General features: G+C 60.4%; 14 protein-coding genes. 3 read left to right on the top strand and 11 right to left on the bottom strand.

The features are described 5' to 3' along the window. The first annotated feature begins 3 nt into the window (after positions 1–3). Positions 4–1,539 (top strand): aldehyde dehydrogenase, encoded by a 1,536-nt coding sequence (locus tag KZO83_RS03345; protein ID WP_247619763.1) that lies wholly within the window; start codon positions 4–6, stop codon positions 1,537–1,539. Between the two features lie 111 nt (positions 1,540–1,650). Here the strand turns inward: KZO83_RS03345 and KZO83_RS03350 are convergent, their stop codons facing one another. The 8 genes from KZO83_RS03350 to KZO83_RS03385 form a co-directional block, all read right to left on the bottom strand. After that, on the bottom strand, positions 1,651–2,475 hold the full coding sequence (locus KZO83_RS03350) for a LuxR C-terminal-related transcriptional regulator (RefSeq protein WP_247619764.1): 825 nt from the start codon (positions 2,473–2,475) through the stop codon (positions 1,651–1,653). Positions 2,476–2,486: 11 nt separating this feature from the next. Then, positions 2,487–3,854 (bottom strand): glutamine synthetase family protein, encoded by a 1,368-nt coding sequence (locus KZO83_RS03355; protein WP_178999404.1) that lies wholly within the window; start codon positions 3,852–3,854, stop codon positions 2,487–2,489. A 55-nt stretch (positions 3,855–3,909) separates the two neighbouring features. Beyond that, positions 3,910–4,977 carry an ABC transporter substrate-binding protein gene (locus KZO83_RS03360; protein ID WP_247619765.1) on the bottom strand — a complete coding sequence of 356 codons (1,068 nt, stop codon included), beginning with the start codon at positions 4,975–4,977 and terminating at the stop codon, positions 3,910–3,912. Positions 4,978–5,037: 60 nt separating this feature from the next. Further along, complete coding sequence (locus tag KZO83_RS03365; protein WP_178999406.1) at positions 5,038–5,835, bottom strand: ABC transporter permease; 798 nt, start codon at positions 5,833–5,835, stop codon at positions 5,038–5,040. Next, a complete protein-coding gene (locus tag KZO83_RS03370) occupies positions 5,832–6,755 on the bottom strand; it encodes an ABC transporter permease (RefSeq protein WP_178999407.1) in 924 nt (307 codons plus the stop codon). The genes KZO83_RS03365 and KZO83_RS03370 overlap by 4 nt, the downstream gene beginning before the upstream one ends. Before the next feature lie 10 nt (positions 6,756–6,765). Next, positions 6,766–7,890 carry an ABC transporter ATP-binding protein gene (locus KZO83_RS03375; protein ID WP_178999408.1) on the bottom strand — a complete coding sequence of 375 codons (1,125 nt, stop codon included), beginning with the start codon at positions 7,888–7,890 and terminating at the stop codon, positions 6,766–6,768. A 33-nt stretch (positions 7,891–7,923) separates the two neighbouring features. Beyond that, positions 7,924–9,213, bottom strand: coding sequence for an NAD(P)/FAD-dependent oxidoreductase (locus KZO83_RS03380; RefSeq protein ID WP_247619766.1), 1,290 nt, complete (start codon positions 9,211–9,213; stop codon positions 7,924–7,926). Between the two features lie 189 nt (positions 9,214–9,402). After that, positions 9,403–10,686 (bottom strand): NAD(P)/FAD-dependent oxidoreductase, encoded by a 1,284-nt coding sequence (locus tag KZO83_RS03385; RefSeq protein ID WP_442867474.1) that lies wholly within the window; start codon positions 10,684–10,686, stop codon positions 9,403–9,405. Between the two features lie 337 nt (positions 10,687–11,023). On the opposite strand from KZO83_RS03385, the gene KZO83_RS03390 reads away from it, so the two are divergent. Continuing rightward, positions 11,024–12,049: a succinylglutamate desuccinylase/aspartoacylase family protein gene (locus KZO83_RS03390; protein ID WP_178999417.1), complete on the top strand. Its 1,026-nt coding sequence runs from the start codon at positions 11,024–11,026 to the stop codon at positions 12,047–12,049. A gap of 7 nt (positions 12,050–12,056) precedes the next feature. Here KZO83_RS03390 and dusA read toward each other — a convergent pair whose 3' ends face one another. The 3 genes from dusA to KZO83_RS03405 form a co-directional block, all read right to left on the bottom strand. Beyond that, complete coding sequence (gene dusA / locus KZO83_RS03395; protein ID WP_247619768.1) at positions 12,057–13,079, bottom strand: tRNA dihydrouridine(20/20a) synthase DusA; 1,023 nt, start codon at positions 13,077–13,079, stop codon at positions 12,057–12,059. A 371-nt stretch (positions 13,080–13,450) separates the two neighbouring features. Beyond that, positions 13,451–13,741 carry a hypothetical protein gene (locus KZO83_RS03400; protein ID WP_178999419.1) on the bottom strand — a complete coding sequence of 97 codons (291 nt, stop codon included), beginning with the start codon at positions 13,739–13,741 and terminating at the stop codon, positions 13,451–13,453. Positions 13,742–13,833: 92 nt separating this feature from the next. After that, positions 13,834–14,478 (bottom strand): helix-turn-helix domain-containing protein, encoded by a 645-nt coding sequence (locus tag KZO83_RS03405; protein ID WP_178999420.1) that lies wholly within the window; start codon positions 14,476–14,478, stop codon positions 13,834–13,836. A 408-nt stretch (positions 14,479–14,886) separates the two neighbouring features. On the opposite strand from KZO83_RS03405, the gene KZO83_RS03410 reads away from it, so the two are divergent. After that, on the top strand, positions 14,887–15,783 hold the full coding sequence (locus tag KZO83_RS03410) for a LysR family transcriptional regulator (RefSeq protein WP_097022420.1): 897 nt from the start codon (positions 14,887–14,889) through the stop codon (positions 15,781–15,783). Positions 15,784–15,842: the final 59 nt, after the last annotated feature.

The raw sequence follows: 15,842 nt of genomic DNA on the forward strand, positions 1-15,842 counted from the left end.
AACATGACTCACTCCACCCCTTCAAACCCCGTCACTCACGCCGATTGGCAGGCCCTGGCCGAGCACCTGACTGTCGAAGCAGGCCTCGAGGCGCGTGCCTATATCGATGACACCTTCGTCGATGCCGTCGATGGCGCGACATTCATCACGCTCAATCCGGCCACTGGCGAGACGCTCGCCGAAGTGGCCAGTTGCGATGCGGCCGACGCCGAGACGGCGGTGTCGGCGGCGCGGCGTACCTTCGAAGACGGCACGTGGTCGCGTTCGTCACCGGGCGAACGCAAGGCCGTGCTGCTGCGTCTGGCCGACCTGATGGAGGCGCACAAGCACGAGCTGGCACTGCTCGACAGCCTGGACATGGGGAAGCCGGTATCGAGTGCCATGGGCGACATGGCCGGTGCCATCGGTTGCATTCGTCACCATGCCGAGTCCATCGACAAGCTCTATGGTGAAATCGCGCCCACCGGCGAGGATAGCCTGGGGCTGGTTCTGCGCGAGCCGCTGGGTGTGGTGGCGTCGATCGTGCCCTGGAACTTCCCGTTGATGATGACGGCCTGGAAGATCGGCCCGGCGCTGGCGGCTGGCAACAGTGTCATCCTCAAGCCTTCGGAAAAATCACCGCTTTCGGCGTTGCGCCTCGCCCAGCTGACGCGCGAAGCCGGCTTGCCGCGCGGCGTTTTTCAGGTTCTGCCCGGCTTCGGTCATACCGTGGGCAAGGCCTTGGCATTGTCCATGGGGGTCGACTGTCTGGCCTTTACCGGCTCCACCGGAGTCGGCAAGCAATTGATGCAGTACGCCGGTCAGTCGAATCTCAAGAAGGTCTTTCTGGAGTGTGGCGGCAAGAGTCCGAATCTCGTCTTCGCCGACTGCAAGGACCTGGATCGCGTGGCCGAACACGCTGCCGCCGCGATCTTCCACAATCAGGGCGAGGTGTGCATCGCCGGCTCGCGCCTGCTGGTCGAGAACAGCATTCGTGAGCGTTTCGTCGGCAAGGTACTGGCCGCCGCCGAACGCATGCAGCCCGGCGACCCGTTGGATCCGGCGAGCTTCATGGGCGCGATGGTCGATCAGACCCAGTATCAACGCGTACTCGACTACATCCGCCAGGGGGTCGAAGAAGGCGCGACGCTACGTGCCGGCGGCCAGGCCCTGAATGTCGAAGGGATCAATGGCCAGGGCCTGTTCATCGGTCCGACGGTGTTCGATGGCGTCACCGACGCCATGACCATCGGTCGGGAGGAAATATTCGGCCCGGTATTGGCGGTGTTCGGCTTCGACACCGAGGAGGAGGCCGTACGTCTAGCCAACGACAGCGACTACGGCCTGGCGGCGGGCCTGTGGAGTCAGGACATCGATCGCATCATGCGCGTCACCCGTCGGTTGCGCTCGGGCCAGGTCTTCGTCAATAACTGGGCGGATATGGACCAGACGGTCCCCTTCGGCGGCGTCAAGCAGTCCGGAAACGGTCGTGACAAGTCCCACCATTCGCTGGAGGAATACTCCGATCTCAAGACCGTCTGGATGACGCTCGCCACCTGAGCGCCGTCCACGCCATGCATCAGGGCGGGAGCATCGGCTCGTTCGTGGAGGCAGGCCGGCCCAAGGAAGGGCACCCTCAGGGCGATATGGCTGGGTTCGGGTTGAAGTCTACTATCCCGCCTGCTGCCGCGAGACCATCGCCACGTGATCTAGGAAAAGCCGGAAGAGCTGTGACTGGCTGGAAACCTCGAGGCGTTGGTAGACATGCTTGCGATGGACCTTGACGGTACCATCGCTGATGCCCAGCTGGCGGGCCGCCGATTTGGTGGAGTGCCCGGCCAGCAGCAGGCGCACGATGTCCCGTTCACGTGCCGTCAGGCGTTCCCGCCCGAAGCTGTCGAAGGCTTCCTCCACCGGTTCCCGCTCGGCCAGGCATTGGTGGAAGCGGTGTTCCTGCCACTTCCAGTATTCCCCTAGCAGCACTTCCAGTACCGGCGAGATATGGCGTAACGCCAGCATATCCCGGCGGGTGATCCGTGGGGCATCGTCGCGAAACCCCAGTGACACCACCATGACGACGTCAGTGTCGACCCTGGCGAACAAGCCGATCTCGTCGGTGAGCCCCAGGGCGCGATAGTAATGATGATAGTAGTCGCTGTTCTCGAAACGGTCCGGAGCTAGCTCACGCAGCCGGTGTGCGCCACTTTCTAGCCCGTCATAGACGGCCTTGAAGAAAGGGTCCAGCAGAAAGGCCTGGTTCAAATAGCGTTCGATGCCTTGTTGGCGCTGGGTTGCGGGGTAATTGTCGTGAATCAGCAGCGGCCGTCGTTGTCCTTTATAGGTGTTGATCAGGATGGTGTCGAAACCGACCAGCTCGCGCAGCGTCTGCTCCAGCAGGAGTGGAAAGCCGCTGCTGGCGACGCCTTGGAACAGGCGGGCCAGATGATGGTGCCAGGCCAGGCTGGCTGAATTGGCGAGGTGATCGGTCGGTGTCACGAAAAATCAGCCTAGACTCTGAGCAGAAGGTGTTCGCGCTCCCAGGAGCTGATCACCTGGAAGTATTCGCGGTGTTCGGCGCGCTTGACTGCCAGGTAGCTGTTAGTGAAACGCTCGCCGAGAACCTCGGCCAGTGGCTGACAAGCGCTCAGCATATCCAGCGCCGGACGGATATCGTCAGGCAGTGTGTGGCCGCCGGACCAAGCCGACCCAATCATCGGTGGACGTGGCTCGAGCTGGCCGAGCATGCCGAGATAGCCGCAGGCCAGCGAGGCTGCCATGACCAGATAAGGATTGGCATCGGCCCCCGCCAGGCGGTTCTCGACCCGCGTTGCCTCGGGCGTCGAGACCGGCACCCGCAGGCCCACCGTGCGGTTGTCGGTACCCCACTCGACGTTGGTCGGCGCCGAGCCGCTGGTCTCGGTGCGCATCAGCCGACGGTAGGAGTTGACGTTGGGCGCTAACAGCGGCATGGCCGAGGGTAGGTATTGCTGTAGCCCGCCGATGAACTGCTGGAACAACCGGCTGGACTTGCCGTTTTCGCCAGCGAACAGGTTATCACCGGATTCGGCGTCCAACAGGCTCTGATGGAGATGCATCGAACTGCCGGGCTCATTGGCCATCGGCTTGGCCATGAAGGTGGCGTACATGCCGTGACGGAGCGCCGTTTCGCGCAAGGCGCGCTTGAACATCACCACCTGATCGGCCAGCCGCAGGGGATCGCCGTGTTGGAAGTTGACCTCCATCTGCCCGGCACCTTCTTCGTGAATCAGGGTATCCAGGTCGAGGTTCATGGCATCGCAGTAGTCGTACATTTCCTCGAAAAGCGGATCGAACTCGTTGACCGCATCGATGGAGAACGACTGCCGGCTGCTTTCCTGACGGCCGTTACGGCCGATCGGTGGCTCCAGAGGATAGTCGGAGTCGGTGTTGGTCTTGACCAGAAAGAACTCGACCTCGGGCGCGACGATCGGCTTCCAGCCGCGCGCCTCGTAGAAGGATAGCACCCGCTTGAGCACGTGACGGGGGGAAAGTTCCACCGGCTCGCCGGTCAGGTAGTGGCAATCGTGGATGATCTGAGCGGTGGCATCATCGGCCCAGGGCACCAGGAAGATAGCGTTGGGGTCGGGCACCAGCTCCATATCCCGCTCGGCGGGATTCCAGAAGTGGATATCATCGTCGTCGGGATAGCCTCCGGTGACGGTCTGGATGAAGATCGAGTCCGGCAGTCGTGGGCGACCACCGCCCAGGTACTTGCCGGCAGGCATGATCTTGCCCTTCAGGATGCCGGTGAGGTCGGTGACCAGACATTCGACCTCGGTGATGCCGCGAGTCTGAAACCAGTCGTTGAAGTGGGGGTGTTCCTGACGGTTACTCATTGGATTTCCTTGCTCTGCAGATGGGTCCCCGGCCGAGTGGCCGGGGCCTGTCGTTTCAGCGTGACTGGACCTCTGACCAAAACTGCTGGAAGACCTGCAGTTGTTCGCCCTCGAGACTGGGTGTGAAGTGCAGCCGTTGCATATCTTCCTCGGACGGCTGGATCGGGGGCTGGGTCAGTATGTCGTCGAGGTAGGGCTGAGCCGCCGCATTGGGGCTGGCGTAGTAGTTGTAGTTGGATAGCTGAGCGCCGATCTTGGCATCGAGGATGAAGTTGATGAACTTGTGGGCCAGATCGGGATGGGGCGCCTTGGAGGGGATCAGCATGGTGTCGACCCACATCTCGGTGCCTTCGTCGGGAATCATGAACTTGATGTTCTCGAAAGAATCCGGGTTTTCCTGGCGGTAGAAGAGGTAGTCGCCGTTGTAGCTCAAGGCGACGTGCGTCACGCCGCGCGCCAGTTGTTGCAGACTCGGCGTGCCGTCGACGAAGCCACTGAAGTTGCTGCGATTCTTGGTGTCGATCAGCAGTCTTGCAGCCTCCTTCCAGGCCTCGGTATCGGTACAGTCATAGCCGTGATTCAGGTACGCACAGGCGCCGCCCATGGTGACCTGTCCATCGCCCATCAGCGCGAAGGGATAGCTCGAGTTGGACTCGGGATCGAACATCAGCGACCAACTCTTGGGCGCGTCGGGGAACGTCTCGGCGTTATACACCAAGCCGGTCACCCCCCATTGGTAGGGTGCCGAATAGGTACTCTGCGGGTCATAACTAGGATTCTTGAACTGCTCCATGACATTGTCCAAGTTGGGAATCTTGGACTTGTCGAGCTTCTGCACCATGCCAGTCTCGATCAGCCGTGGCACGTAGTAGTTGGATGGTACGATGATGTCGTACTGCGACACCCCGCCGGCATTGAGTTTGGCGAACATCTCGGGTAGCGAGTTGTAGTAGTTCTGCACCACCTCGGCGTCGTATTTCTCCTCGAAGGCCGTGATGATCGCCGGGTCCATGTACTGGGTCCAGTTGAACAGATATAGCTTGTTGTCTTCCTGAGCCTGGACGCCGCTGGCCAGCAGCAGGCCTCCGAGTGTAGCGGCGATTCTTGTGGTCATTGTTTTCATCGTTTCGCTCTCCTTCGGTGCTACGTTTTGTTGGTGCTACATCGTTTTGACAGGAAGCGCCTAGCGGCGCCCCTGGCGGTTGAAAAGCATGCTGAATATGGCGGCCATGGCCACCGCACCGATCATCAGGGTGGCAATCGCATTGATCTCGGGCGTCACTCCTTTCTTGATGGCGCTCCAGATATAGATCGGCAATGTGGCGCTCTCCGGTCCTGCCGTGAAGAAACTGATCACGAAGTCGTCGATCGATAGCGTAAACGACAAGAAGAAGGCGGAGATCAACGCTGGTTTGATGGTTGGCACCATGAAGTGCACCACGCGTTTGATCGGCGACGCGTAGAGGTCCTTGGCAGCCTCGAACAGTGTCGGGTCCAGGCCCACGAAGCGCGAGTAGACGATCAGTGCCACGAAAGGAATCTGGAACGTCACATGCGCGATGATCATGGTGCCGAGCCCTGGTTGCAGCAGGCCGGTCCAGTCATGGATCTGCACGAAGAAGGTCATCTCGGAGATGCCGAAGACGATATCCGGCAGCACGATAGGCAGATAGATCAAGACGATCAGCCACCCCAGCTTGCGATGGCGATGACGATACATGCCGTAGCCAATCAGACATCCAATCACCAGCGCTATGATCGAAGAACTCACCGCCAGTACCAGGCTGTTGCCGAAAGCATTGATAATCTGCTCGTTGCCGAACAGCCTGCGATACCAAGCCAGCGAGAAGTTTTCGAAAACGGCTGTGCTGTTGGCTGAATTGAAGGAAAACAGCACGATCACGAACAGGGGGGCGTAGAGGAAGAACAGCGTCACCCACCAGATACCCGCGAGACCGCGCGCAAGCGTTCGCTTTCTCATATCACTACCTCCTCACCGCCGCCCAGGCGCTTGCCGATACGTCGCATGGCGAACAGGCCGATGAATGTCGCGATCAACATCAAAATCGCCCCAGCGGCTCCCAGTGGCCAATTGGAACTGCCGGCGAACTGATTGGCGACCAGATTGCCGAGCATCATGCCCTTACCGCCGCCGAGTAGTTCGGGAATCACGTACATGCCGAAGGCGGGAATCGCGACCAGTACCGTGCCTGCCAGCAGTCCTGGGAGCGTCTGCGGAAAGACAGCGTGCCAGAAGGCTCGTACCGGGCTGGCATAGAGATCTTGTGCGGCCTGTACCTGCGCCGTATCGAGCTTCTCGAAGGCGGCGTACAGCGGGAGCACCATGAAGGGCAGGAAGTTGTAGACCAGCCCTAGGGTGACCGCGAGGTTGGAGGGATAGAGTCCCATGTTGGGCGCCACCAGTCCGAGGCTCTCGGCCAGGCTAGACAAGGGGGTGCCCGGTGCCAGCAGGTTCATCCAGCCGAAAGCGCGAATCACCTGATTGGTCCATGATGGCACGACGACCAGCAGCAACAGGATCGGGCGCCACTTCTCACGACAGGTCGTGATGTAGTAGGCCACCGGATAGGCGACGATCACGACCAGCACCGTCGATACCAGGGTCTGCCACAGCGAGCGCAGCAACGTATAGAGATTGCCCGGGCTCCAGCCTAGAAAGCCCACGCCGGCCAGGCGCTCGAAGGCGTCCAGCGACAGCGGCATCTGCGGCAGGCCATAGGGCCCGTTGGTCATGAAGGCTACACCCATCAGATATGCACTGGGCAACACCAGGAAGATGAAGATCCAGAACGCCCCTGGAGCCACCGTGAACAGCAGATGGCGGGTCTCGCGGACCATGGCCCGGCTGCGGGCAGTGGGTACTGCGCCAGAATAGGACATGTTCGCCTCCTCACTCATGCAGGGTGACCAGGTCTTCCGGCGCCACCGCCACCGTCACCGTTTCGCCGACCTCGGGCAGGTGACGGCCGCGGTTGTTGACCGTGGCCTGCAGGGTGGTGTTGCCGATGGCCAGGCGGAACTCGGCATGACTGCCACGATAGAGTCGCTCGGCTACGGTGGCCGTTAGGTGGTTGGGTCCCTCGACCGCGCCAGGCAATAGATCCAGCGTCTCGGGGCGGATCAGCAGCAGCTCGCCGTTGCCGGCATCCTCGGCGGTCAGTTCCCCCAGCGCTGTGATCAAACGGTCACTCTTGCGGGCGCTGATCGTATAGAGATTATCGTGGCCCATGAAGCGGGCCACGAAGGCATTCACCGGGCGCTCGTAGACCTCCCGCGGGGCCCCGACCTGCTGAATGGTGCCGCCATTGAGGACGGCGATACGGTCGGACATGACCATGGCCTCTTGCTGGTCGTGGGTCACGAAAACGAAGGTCATGCCGAGCCGCTTCTGCACTCGTAGCAGTTCTACCTGCAACTGGCTGCGCAGGCCGGCATCCAAGGCCGAGAGTGGCTCGTCGAGCAGCAGGACGTCAGGTTCGCAGATCAGTGCCCGAGCCAGCGCGATGCGCTGGCGCTGCCCGCCGGAGAGCTGGTCGACGTGGCGGTCGACCAAGTCACCGAGCTTGATGAAGTCGGCGATCTCATCGACCTTGGTGTGGCGTTCGGCCGCCGGCATGCCGCGCATCTTCAAGCCAAAAGCCAGGTTCTCGCGGACCGAAAGGTGAGGGAAAAGCGCATAGGACTGGAAAACGGTATTGACGCTGCGTTGATGGGGAGGCGTTTCAGTGATGTTCTTGCCACCTACCACCAGCGACCCGGCATCCGGCTCCTCGAGGCCGGCGAGGATGCGCAGCAGGGTCGTCTTGCCGCAGCCGGAAGGACCCAGCAGGGTGAAGAACTCACCGGCCCGGATGTCCAGATCGACGCCATCCAAAGCCACGGTATCGCGACCGAAGCGCTTGTGCAGGCCCTGCATCTCGATCGAAGACGCTTTATGGTTCGCCCGGCCGCGTTCATTGGCGGCCGGGCGAGCGCCCGGATGGTCGGCAGTCTCCGCCGTCATGGTCTCGCTCATGGAGGTACCCTCTTCGCTTGTCGTTGGCTTTATTCAGAGTCGGTCGCGCAGTTTGTAGAAATTGGTCGCCAGCACCAGCAACGGCTTGCGCAAAGCATGTCCGCCTGGGAAGTGTCGATGTGGCATGGCGGAAAAGACATCGAAACGTTCGCTCTGGCCGGCGATGGCCTCGGCCATCAGCTTGCCGGCCAGCCCGGCCATGGCCATGCCATGACCAGAGTAGCCTTGGGCATAGTAGAGATTATCGCCTAGGCGGCCGAAATCGGGGGCCCGATTGAAGGTGATCGCGACATCGCCGCCCCAGCGGTACTCGATGGGCACCCCCTCGAGTACCGGGAAAAGCCGGGCAATCTTGGCATCCATGCGCGCCTGAAGGCGCGGGGGCTCACGGCCGTCGTAACTGACTTCTCCACCATAAATCAGGCGACGGTCGGCGCTGAGCCGGTAATAGTCGAGCACGAAGTTGGCATCGGCGAGGGCATCGTTTTTCGGTAACACCTTGGCCGCTTGTGCCTCGCTCAGCGGTGCGGTGGCGATCATGTAGTTGGCGGCCCGCATGATGCGACCGGAGAGTTCCGGGACCAGGTCACCGTGATAGGCATTAGTGGCCAGCACGACGAAATCGGCGGTTACGCTGCCGTTCTCGGTGGTGACCGTGGCCGGCTGACCTCGGCGGATCGTGCGTGCGGCACTATGTGAGTGCACGCGTACCCCGGCGCGCTGTGCCGCCCGGGCCAGGCCCAGCGTGTAGTTGAGGGGATGAAGGTGGCCGCCTTCCCGGTCGTAGAGGGCCGCGGGGTAGGCATCGGTGACTACATGCTCGCGTAGGGCATCGCCCTCCAGCCACTCGAGAGCTGCATAACCGTAGTCACGGGCCATCTGCTCGCGGAAGGTTGTGAGCTCCTTGATATGCCGCGGCTTGACCGCTGCGTGAAGGTAGCCCCAGGCCAGGTCGCAAGGAATGGCATGACGCTCGATCAACTCGGCCGTGAGACGCACCGCCTCACGGCTCATCTCCCATATCTCGCGGGCGCGAGTCAGCCCCAGAGCTTGCTGGACGGTGGTGATGTCGGTGCCCAGCCCCGGTAGAATCTGTCCGCCGCTGCGTCCGGAGGCTCCATGGCCGATATCGCCGGCTTCTAGCAATGTCACCGAGTAGCCACGCTCGGCCAAGTGCAGGGCCGTGGAGCAGCCGGTCACCCCGCCGCCGATCACGCATACGTCGCTCCTTGTGTCGCCTTCCAGCGGCTGGCTGGGCGCTAATTCCACGGCGATGGAGGCTCGGTACCACGAAGCGGGTGTGTCGGAGACGGCACTGCACATAGATTCCATCCTGTTATTGTTGTTGAATAATTTATGAGAATACGACGAAAGTCTCACGTCACGAAGGGAAAGTCCCGCGGAGAGGCTAGCGTCGGTTGCCTTTCACGTATTCAGCTTATAGCCCAGTTCATCGCTTAGATGTCTGCCCGGTTTTTGATGTTCATGGCGGTAGTGGTTGATTATAAAAAATCAAATCCCGAGCTTGTCGCGCAAGTTGTAGTACCAGGCCCCCATGGCGGTCAGCGGAATCTGCATGGCCCGTCCGCCTGGGAACGAGTGCTGGGGCAGGCCGGCGAAAATATCGAAGCGTTCTGACTGACCCTGAATGGCGTCACTGATCACTTTGCCCGCCAAGTGGGTGCAGGTGAGGCCGTGGCCGCTATACCCTTGTGCGTAGTAGATGTTGTTTCCGATGCGGCCGAATTGGGGCAAGCGGCTTAGTGTTAGCAGGAAGTTGCCGGTCCAGGCAAAATCTACCTTAGTGTCTTTCAACTCAGGGAACGTTTTGAGCATTTTCGGCATGATCAGAGCCTCGACTTGCGCCGGCTCGCGGGCACCATAGGTAACGCCGCCGCCGTAGATCAGCCGGCCATCGCCAGACAGGCGGAAATAGTCAAGGAGGTAGTTGCAGTCCTCGACGCAATTGTCTTTCGGTAGTAAACGCTGCTGTACGCTTTCCGGTAGTGGTTCGGTGGCGATGACCTGTGTGCCGCAGGGGATGGCCTTGGATTCCAGCTTTGGCAGCAGGCCATTTAGATAGGCATTACCGGCGACTAGCACGTAGTCTGCTTCAACGTCGCCTTCCTCGGTATGGACGATCGGTTTGTCGCCTTCATGAATCCGCAGTGCTGCGGAGTTCTCGTAGATGGTTCCTCCCTGAGACTCCACGGCGTCGGCTTCGCCGAGTACCAGATTCAAGGGATGGAAATGCCCCCCGCTGTGATCGATTAGGCCGCCAACGTAGCGCTCGGTACCCACGTATTGCGGGATGGCATTCTCGTCGAGCAGTTCCAATTGTTCGTGGCCGTGGGCTTCCCAGAGCTTCTTTTTCTCGACCAGCTCCTCGAACTGCTTGCGGTTGCACGCGGCGAAAATACCGCCCTCCTTCAAGTCACACTGGATGTCGTAGTCTTTGACGATACGACGTAGGATGCGACCGCCCTCGAAAGCCATCTTCCCCATCTCTGCACCGACCTTCTGGCCATAATGGTGCTCGATGAAGTCGATATCGCGGCTGTAGCTGTTGACGATCTGTCCGCCATTGCGGCCGGAAGCACCGAATCCTATGCGGCTGCCTTCCAGGACAACCACCTTGTAGCCATTTTCGGCCATGTGAAGGGCGGTAGACATGCCGGTAAAGCCGGCGCCGATGATGCAGATGTCTGCCTTCACGTGACCCTGCAGGGTCGGACGCACGCGCTTGTCGTTCGCGGACGCCGCGTAATAAGAATGGGGATGAGACGTTGCCAGCACGGTTTGCTCCCGAACCATCGTTTTATCTTGGCCAGCCTTCGTTAAAAGTTGGTCATTTGAGTCTTAGCGTTGGGATAACGTTACGAAGGCGGGGCAACTCTGTGATATACCCCCTTGGGTATATTTTAAGAGCACGCCGCCCAAAGAGGCTCCGTGAGGTTCTCAGGAGGTAAGCATGCTTCATTTTTCTCCTCATGGCAGTGGTCGAAAGCCTACGTCGCTGACATGCGTCGCGCCCTTCATTGACGGCTAAATCAATAACCGCTTGCATGAATAGGGTGTCATGAGGCGCCATGGCGGGTATAAAGAATTTGCCATCTTCGGTATAGGAACACTCATGGCTCGCGCTCCCTTCGAACTCGCCGGTACGCGTATTCCGCCTGGCAGCCGGGCACAGATCGACGTACCGGTGGCCAAGCTTTACACCCATGCACCGCTGCATATTCCCGTTGAGGTCGTTCATGGCCGTCAGCCAGGGCCGGTGCTATTGGTGTGTGGGGCTATTCACGGTGATGAGATCAATGGCGTCGAGATCGTACGTCGCATGCTGAGGCTGGCGTCGCTATCGCGCTTACGAGGCACGCTGATTGCGGTGCCAATCGTCAATGTCTTCGGCTTCGTGCAGCAGACGCGTTACTTGCCTGATCGGCGTGACTTGAATCGCTGCTTTCCAGGCAGCGAGGTCGGCTCTCTGGGCTCGCGTGTCGCGTCGTTGTTTCGCGAGCAGATCGTCGACCTTGCAACGCATATCGTCGACCTGCATACCGGTGCGATTCATCGTACCAACCTCCCCCAGGTGCGGGCGCAGATGAAGGATCGGCCCGCGACACAGGCCATGGCCGAGGCGTTTGGGGTGCCGGTGATTCTCAACGCCGAATTGCGCGAGGGGAGCCTACGGGAATATGCGCAGTCGCGTGACGTGCCGGTACTCACCTATGAGGCTGGCGAGGCACTGCGCTTCGACGAGTGGGCGATCGCGCCGGGGGTAAGAGGTGTGCAGCGCGTGATGCGCTTGCTGGGCATGCTACCCACCGATCGGCGCCGGCATGCGCCTGCCGTTGCGGAGGTTGCCAATGGCTCGAGTTGGGCTCGCTCGCCTATCGACGGCATTCTACGCCCCCGGGCGCGGTTGGGCGCGCGCGTCGCACGGGGCGATGTCCTGGGACGCGTTGCCGATCCGTTCGGTAATGCCGAGCAGGAAGTGCTCGCCAACGCCGATGGTATCGTGATCGGCATGAGCAATCTGCCGCTCGCCAATGAAGGCGAGGCGCTATTTCATGTGGCGCGCTTCGATGAAATCGAAGAGGCCGAAAACGCCGTTGAAACCTTCCACTCCGATTTCGAAACGCGCCAGGAGCTATAGTGTTGGCTCAGGCAACGGCGCTGGCGGTGTCGAGCTCGCGTACCTTTGCCAGTGCTTCGTCGAAAACCTCGAGCCCGGCGCCGGCGCGGTGGGCGTTTTCCGATAGGTGTCGGCGAAACTGGCGTCCGCCGGGGCAGCCCTGGAACAGGCCGAGCAGGTGACGAGTGACGTGATTCAGCTTGGCGCCCGCCGTCAGGCGTTCGGCGATGTAGGGACGGAAAGCGCGTGCGGCGGCATGGCGGCTACGCACTGGCGAAACGCCGCCGTAAATGGCGGCATCCACATCGGCCAGTAACCAGGGATTCTGATACGCCTCTCGCCCGATCATCACGCTATCGACGAGATCGAGCTGTGCCCGGCACTCGTCCAGCGTCTTGATACCGCCGTTGATACCGATATGAAGATCGGGGTGCTGCGCCTTGAGACGATGCACGCGTGGGTAATTGAGCGGCGGCACGTCGCGGTTTTCCTTGGGCGAGAGTCCCTCTAGCCAAGCCTTGCGGGCATGCACGATGAAGACCTCGCAGCCGGCATCGGCGACGCGTTCGATGAAGTACGCCAGGTCGGCGTCCTCGTCCTGGTCGTCGATGCCGATACGACACTTGACCGTAACCGGAATCGAGGCCGCCGCCTGCATGGCGCCGACCGCTGCCGCGACCTTGTCCGGATGCTCCATCAGGCAGGCGCCGATCAGGTTGTTCTGTACCCGATCGCTAGGGCACCCCACGTTCAGGTTGACCTCATCGTAGCCCCAGGCCTCGGCGATGGCGGCGCATTCCGCCAATGCCGCAGGATCGCTGCCGCCAAGTTGTAGCGCCACCGGATGCTCCACGTCGCTATACCCCAAAAAGCGCTCGCGCGGCGAGCCATGCAGGATCGCCCCGGTCGTGACCATCTCGGTGTACAGCAGCGCTTCACGCGTCAGCGTGCGGGCGAACGCGCGGTAGTCGCGGGTCGTCCAATCCATCATCGGGGCGACGGAGAACCGGCGGGCCCGCGCTAGCGAGTCTTTCGCTGATTTTTCAATCATTGATGGCCTCCGGTGAAGGGATTGGCTAAGAACGATAGCGGATGCAGTGGCCGCGTATTGTACGTCATACGGCTAGCTCGGCAATATCACTCCGGAGCGGAGTCGAGTTAGCCTGTATGAGTGGCAATGACGTCTTTGCGGCTTGCTGTACTTCTGGAACGTTAAATGGAGGTTGTTTAATGCAGATTATTTTACTGCTGGGAACCTTCTGCCACGGTGATGATGTTCGCCAAGGAAGGGCGGAAAGCAAGGAAGCTAGGTATAAAGGACGCCTAGGTAAGCATGGAGGCACGGACAGGACGTTCGTGATAACTGCAAGGACATGCAGGTTTGCATAAAAACCCGGCCGGTATTGGTCGGGTTTTTTTGTGTCAGGGTGACTGGTTGCGCTGATTTCTGAGCTCGCGTTGCGAGTCTTCCAAGCGCCGCTGAGAGCGCTTGAGTTGGCGCTCTCGACGCTGGCGCTCGTCGAAACGTTCATCGCGGTGTTCGCTACGGTTCAGCGATTGGCGACGCTCGATTGTGGTGGCGCGGTCGCTACTGACGTCACGTTGCAGTTGATTGCGCTGTCGACTGTCGTTGAGCGAGTCGCGCTGACCCTCATCGGCCAGCACCGGCCATGCCAAGGCAAACAGTGTCACCAGCAGAATGGCTTTCCTCATGATGCCCCCGTCGCTGAGGATATGCACTTAGTATGGACCAAGACGTCATCCATTGAATCCCTGAGCCGATCAGAAAAGCCTGTCGGATAGCGTCAATCGCTGACGTCACGTTGTTGCCAGCGAGCCTGAAGGCGCCCCATGATGCGAAAGGGGAGAGGCTTATTGGGATCGACGCTAGTGTGATGTGCATGGTCGGCGATGTGCAACGTCTCCGGTTCAGGCAGGCTGAGGCGTTGGATCGTGAGTGCGTGCCGCCATTCGAGCAGGTAAAGCCCTTCCTGTCGGAAGTGGGAGGTGGGAAGAATGGCGGCGATATCGCCCGCCTCGAGATAGGCGAATGTCTCGCCTGAGCCCGGTGTCACGAGGTAACACCCTCGAACGAGAGCGTCGATGACGGTGCCGGAGGCGGGAAGAGGGGCGGCGAGCGTGTGAGCTTCCCACGGCACCGGGGGCATGGTGTGTAGTGCCAAGAGGCATGCCTTGCCAGACACGTCCTCGGTGATACGTTGCGAGGCCGTGTTTGCTGTGGCGGCAGTGCCATCTTCGAGTAGTCGCTCGATCGGGCAATGCAGTGCATCAGCCAGCGCGATGAGTCGCTCGTGTCCGACTTGCTTGATCGTGCCGGATTCCCAATAGGAAATCGTGACATCCGATACGCCGACACGTCTGGCTAAGGCAGCCTTGCTCAAGCCGGCGTCTATCCTTAGCTGCTTGATCCGGGGTCCCAGTGCGTCCATGTAGACATCTCGCCATGAGGTGAACGCGTTAGCATATCCAGCCAATGGCAAAGTATGTTTCGGGTTGGGGGATATGAACAGCACGTAGTGCGTATACCGTATTCGGACGGCACTGCGGGAAGGAGGTCATGAGGAGGAAAAGAGCGCCGGCCGTCCCGAAGAACAGCCTAGTGGCGCAAAGAAAAGCTCGTTTCACTGAAGACGCCACACGGCGCAGGAAAGCCGAAACCATCGAGCGCCGCTAGCGTGCGCGTGGCAACTTCGCTAGAAAAGGCCACGCATGTCGGGAGCGATACATCGCTTGCCCGAGCGCGCTCAGTATAGGCAGTCGGCCTTTGCGTAATAAGAGGGTACAATCGAAAACTAGTGTTTCTGATTTGGAAACTAGTATGTCGGAGTATCTTCAACATGACGACACTGGATGCATTGCGTGTCTTCGTCGAGGTCGTGCGAGCGGGCAGTTTTACCTCAGCGGCGCGGCGTCTGAGTATTTCCAAGTCGTTGGCTTCCAAGCGTGTGGCTGCACTCGAAGATGAGTTGAGCGTGAGCCTATTGAACCGTTCGACGCGTTCGCTGCGCCTTACGGAAGCCGGACAGATCTATTACGAGCATGGGTTGCGGGTCATCGAAGAGTTGCAGACGGCGGAGGCGCAGGTGCAGTCGGTGACGTCGCAACCCCGAGGGCAACTGAAGGTCAGTGCCCAGGTGAGTTTCGGCTTCATGTACTTGGCGGCACCGACCACGGCCTTCATGCGTCGCTATCCTGAGATGTCGGTGGAAATCTTACTCGAGGATCAGCGCTTCGAGCCCATCGACGAGTCGGTGGATCTGGCCATTCGCATGGGTCCGATGCCGCCTTCGAGCCTGGTGTCGCGTCCGCTGTGCAAAGTGGTGTATGGCCTGTACGCCGCGCCGGATTATCTGGCTCGTGTCGGGCGGCCGCTGCACCCCAAGGACATCGCTGAATTCGATACGGTGTTCTACGGCAATTACGACCTCGGTGCTCACTGGCGCTTTTCTCTCAATGGACAACCGCTGGATATCGAGCCTAACTCTCGTCTGGTGATCAATAATCTGCTGGGCGTGGTCGAAGCGGCCAAGGCGGGATTTGGCTTGGCCTACCTGCCGACATTCGCGGCGCGCGCGGCGGTGGAGGAGGGGCAACTGACGCCACTCTTGCAGCCTTATTGGAACGAGCACGGCAGCATGTTGGTGTTGTTTCGCTCGCGCAAATATCTGCCCGACAAGACCCGAGCTTACCTGGATTTCATCACGGAGTGGTTTCGCGAGCACCTGGCCCTGTGAAAACGTGCTGGACGAGTGCCATAGGGCTTATCCGATGCGTTTATCTCGGCGGTGCTGAT

Source organism: Chromohalobacter moromii, from assembly GCF_023091865.1.
GTDB classification, from domain to species: domain Bacteria; phylum Pseudomonadota; class Gammaproteobacteria; order Pseudomonadales; family Halomonadaceae; genus Chromohalobacter; species Chromohalobacter moromii.

What these genes read in the sequence shown, in the direction of transcription:
- KZO83_RS03345 (WP_247619763.1), top strand. Translation starts at nt 4, where the DNA reads ATGACTCACTCCACCCCTTCAAACCCCGTCACTCACGCCGATTGGCAG.
- KZO83_RS03355 (WP_178999404.1), bottom strand. Translation starts at nt 3,854, where the DNA reads ATGAGTAACCGTCAGGAACACCCCCACTTCAACGACTGGTTTCAGACT.
- KZO83_RS03360 (WP_247619765.1), bottom strand. Translation starts at nt 4,977, where the DNA reads ATGAAAACAATGACCACAAGAATCGCCGCTACACTCGGAGGCCTGCTG.
- KZO83_RS03365 (WP_178999406.1), bottom strand. Translation starts at nt 5,835, where the DNA reads ATGAGAAAGCGAACGCTTGCGCGCGGTCTCGCGGGTATCTGGTGGGTG.
- KZO83_RS03370 (WP_178999407.1), bottom strand. Translation starts at nt 6,755, where the DNA reads ATGTCCTATTCTGGCGCAGTACCCACTGCCCGCAGCCGGGCCATGGTC.
- KZO83_RS03375 (WP_178999408.1), bottom strand. Translation starts at nt 7,890, where the DNA reads ATGAGCGAGACCATGACGGCGGAGACTGCCGACCATCCGGGCGCTCGC.
- KZO83_RS03380 (WP_247619766.1), bottom strand. Translation starts at nt 9,213, where the DNA reads ATGTGCAGTGCCGTCTCCGACACACCCGCTTCGTGGTACCGAGCCTCC.
- KZO83_RS03390 (WP_178999417.1), top strand. Translation starts at nt 11,024, where the DNA reads ATGGCTCGCGCTCCCTTCGAACTCGCCGGTACGCGTATTCCGCCTGGC.
- dusA (WP_247619768.1), bottom strand. Translation starts at nt 13,079, where the DNA reads ATGATTGAAAAATCAGCGAAAGACTCGCTAGCGCGGGCCCGCCGGTTC.
- KZO83_RS03400 (WP_178999419.1), bottom strand. Translation starts at nt 13,741, where the DNA reads ATGAGGAAAGCCATTCTGCTGGTGACACTGTTTGCCTTGGCATGGCCG.
- KZO83_RS03405 (WP_178999420.1), bottom strand. Translation starts at nt 14,478, where the DNA reads ATGGACGCACTGGGACCCCGGATCAAGCAGCTAAGGATAGACGCCGGC.
- KZO83_RS03410 (WP_097022420.1), top strand. Translation starts at nt 14,887, where the DNA reads ATGACGACACTGGATGCATTGCGTGTCTTCGTCGAGGTCGTGCGAGCG.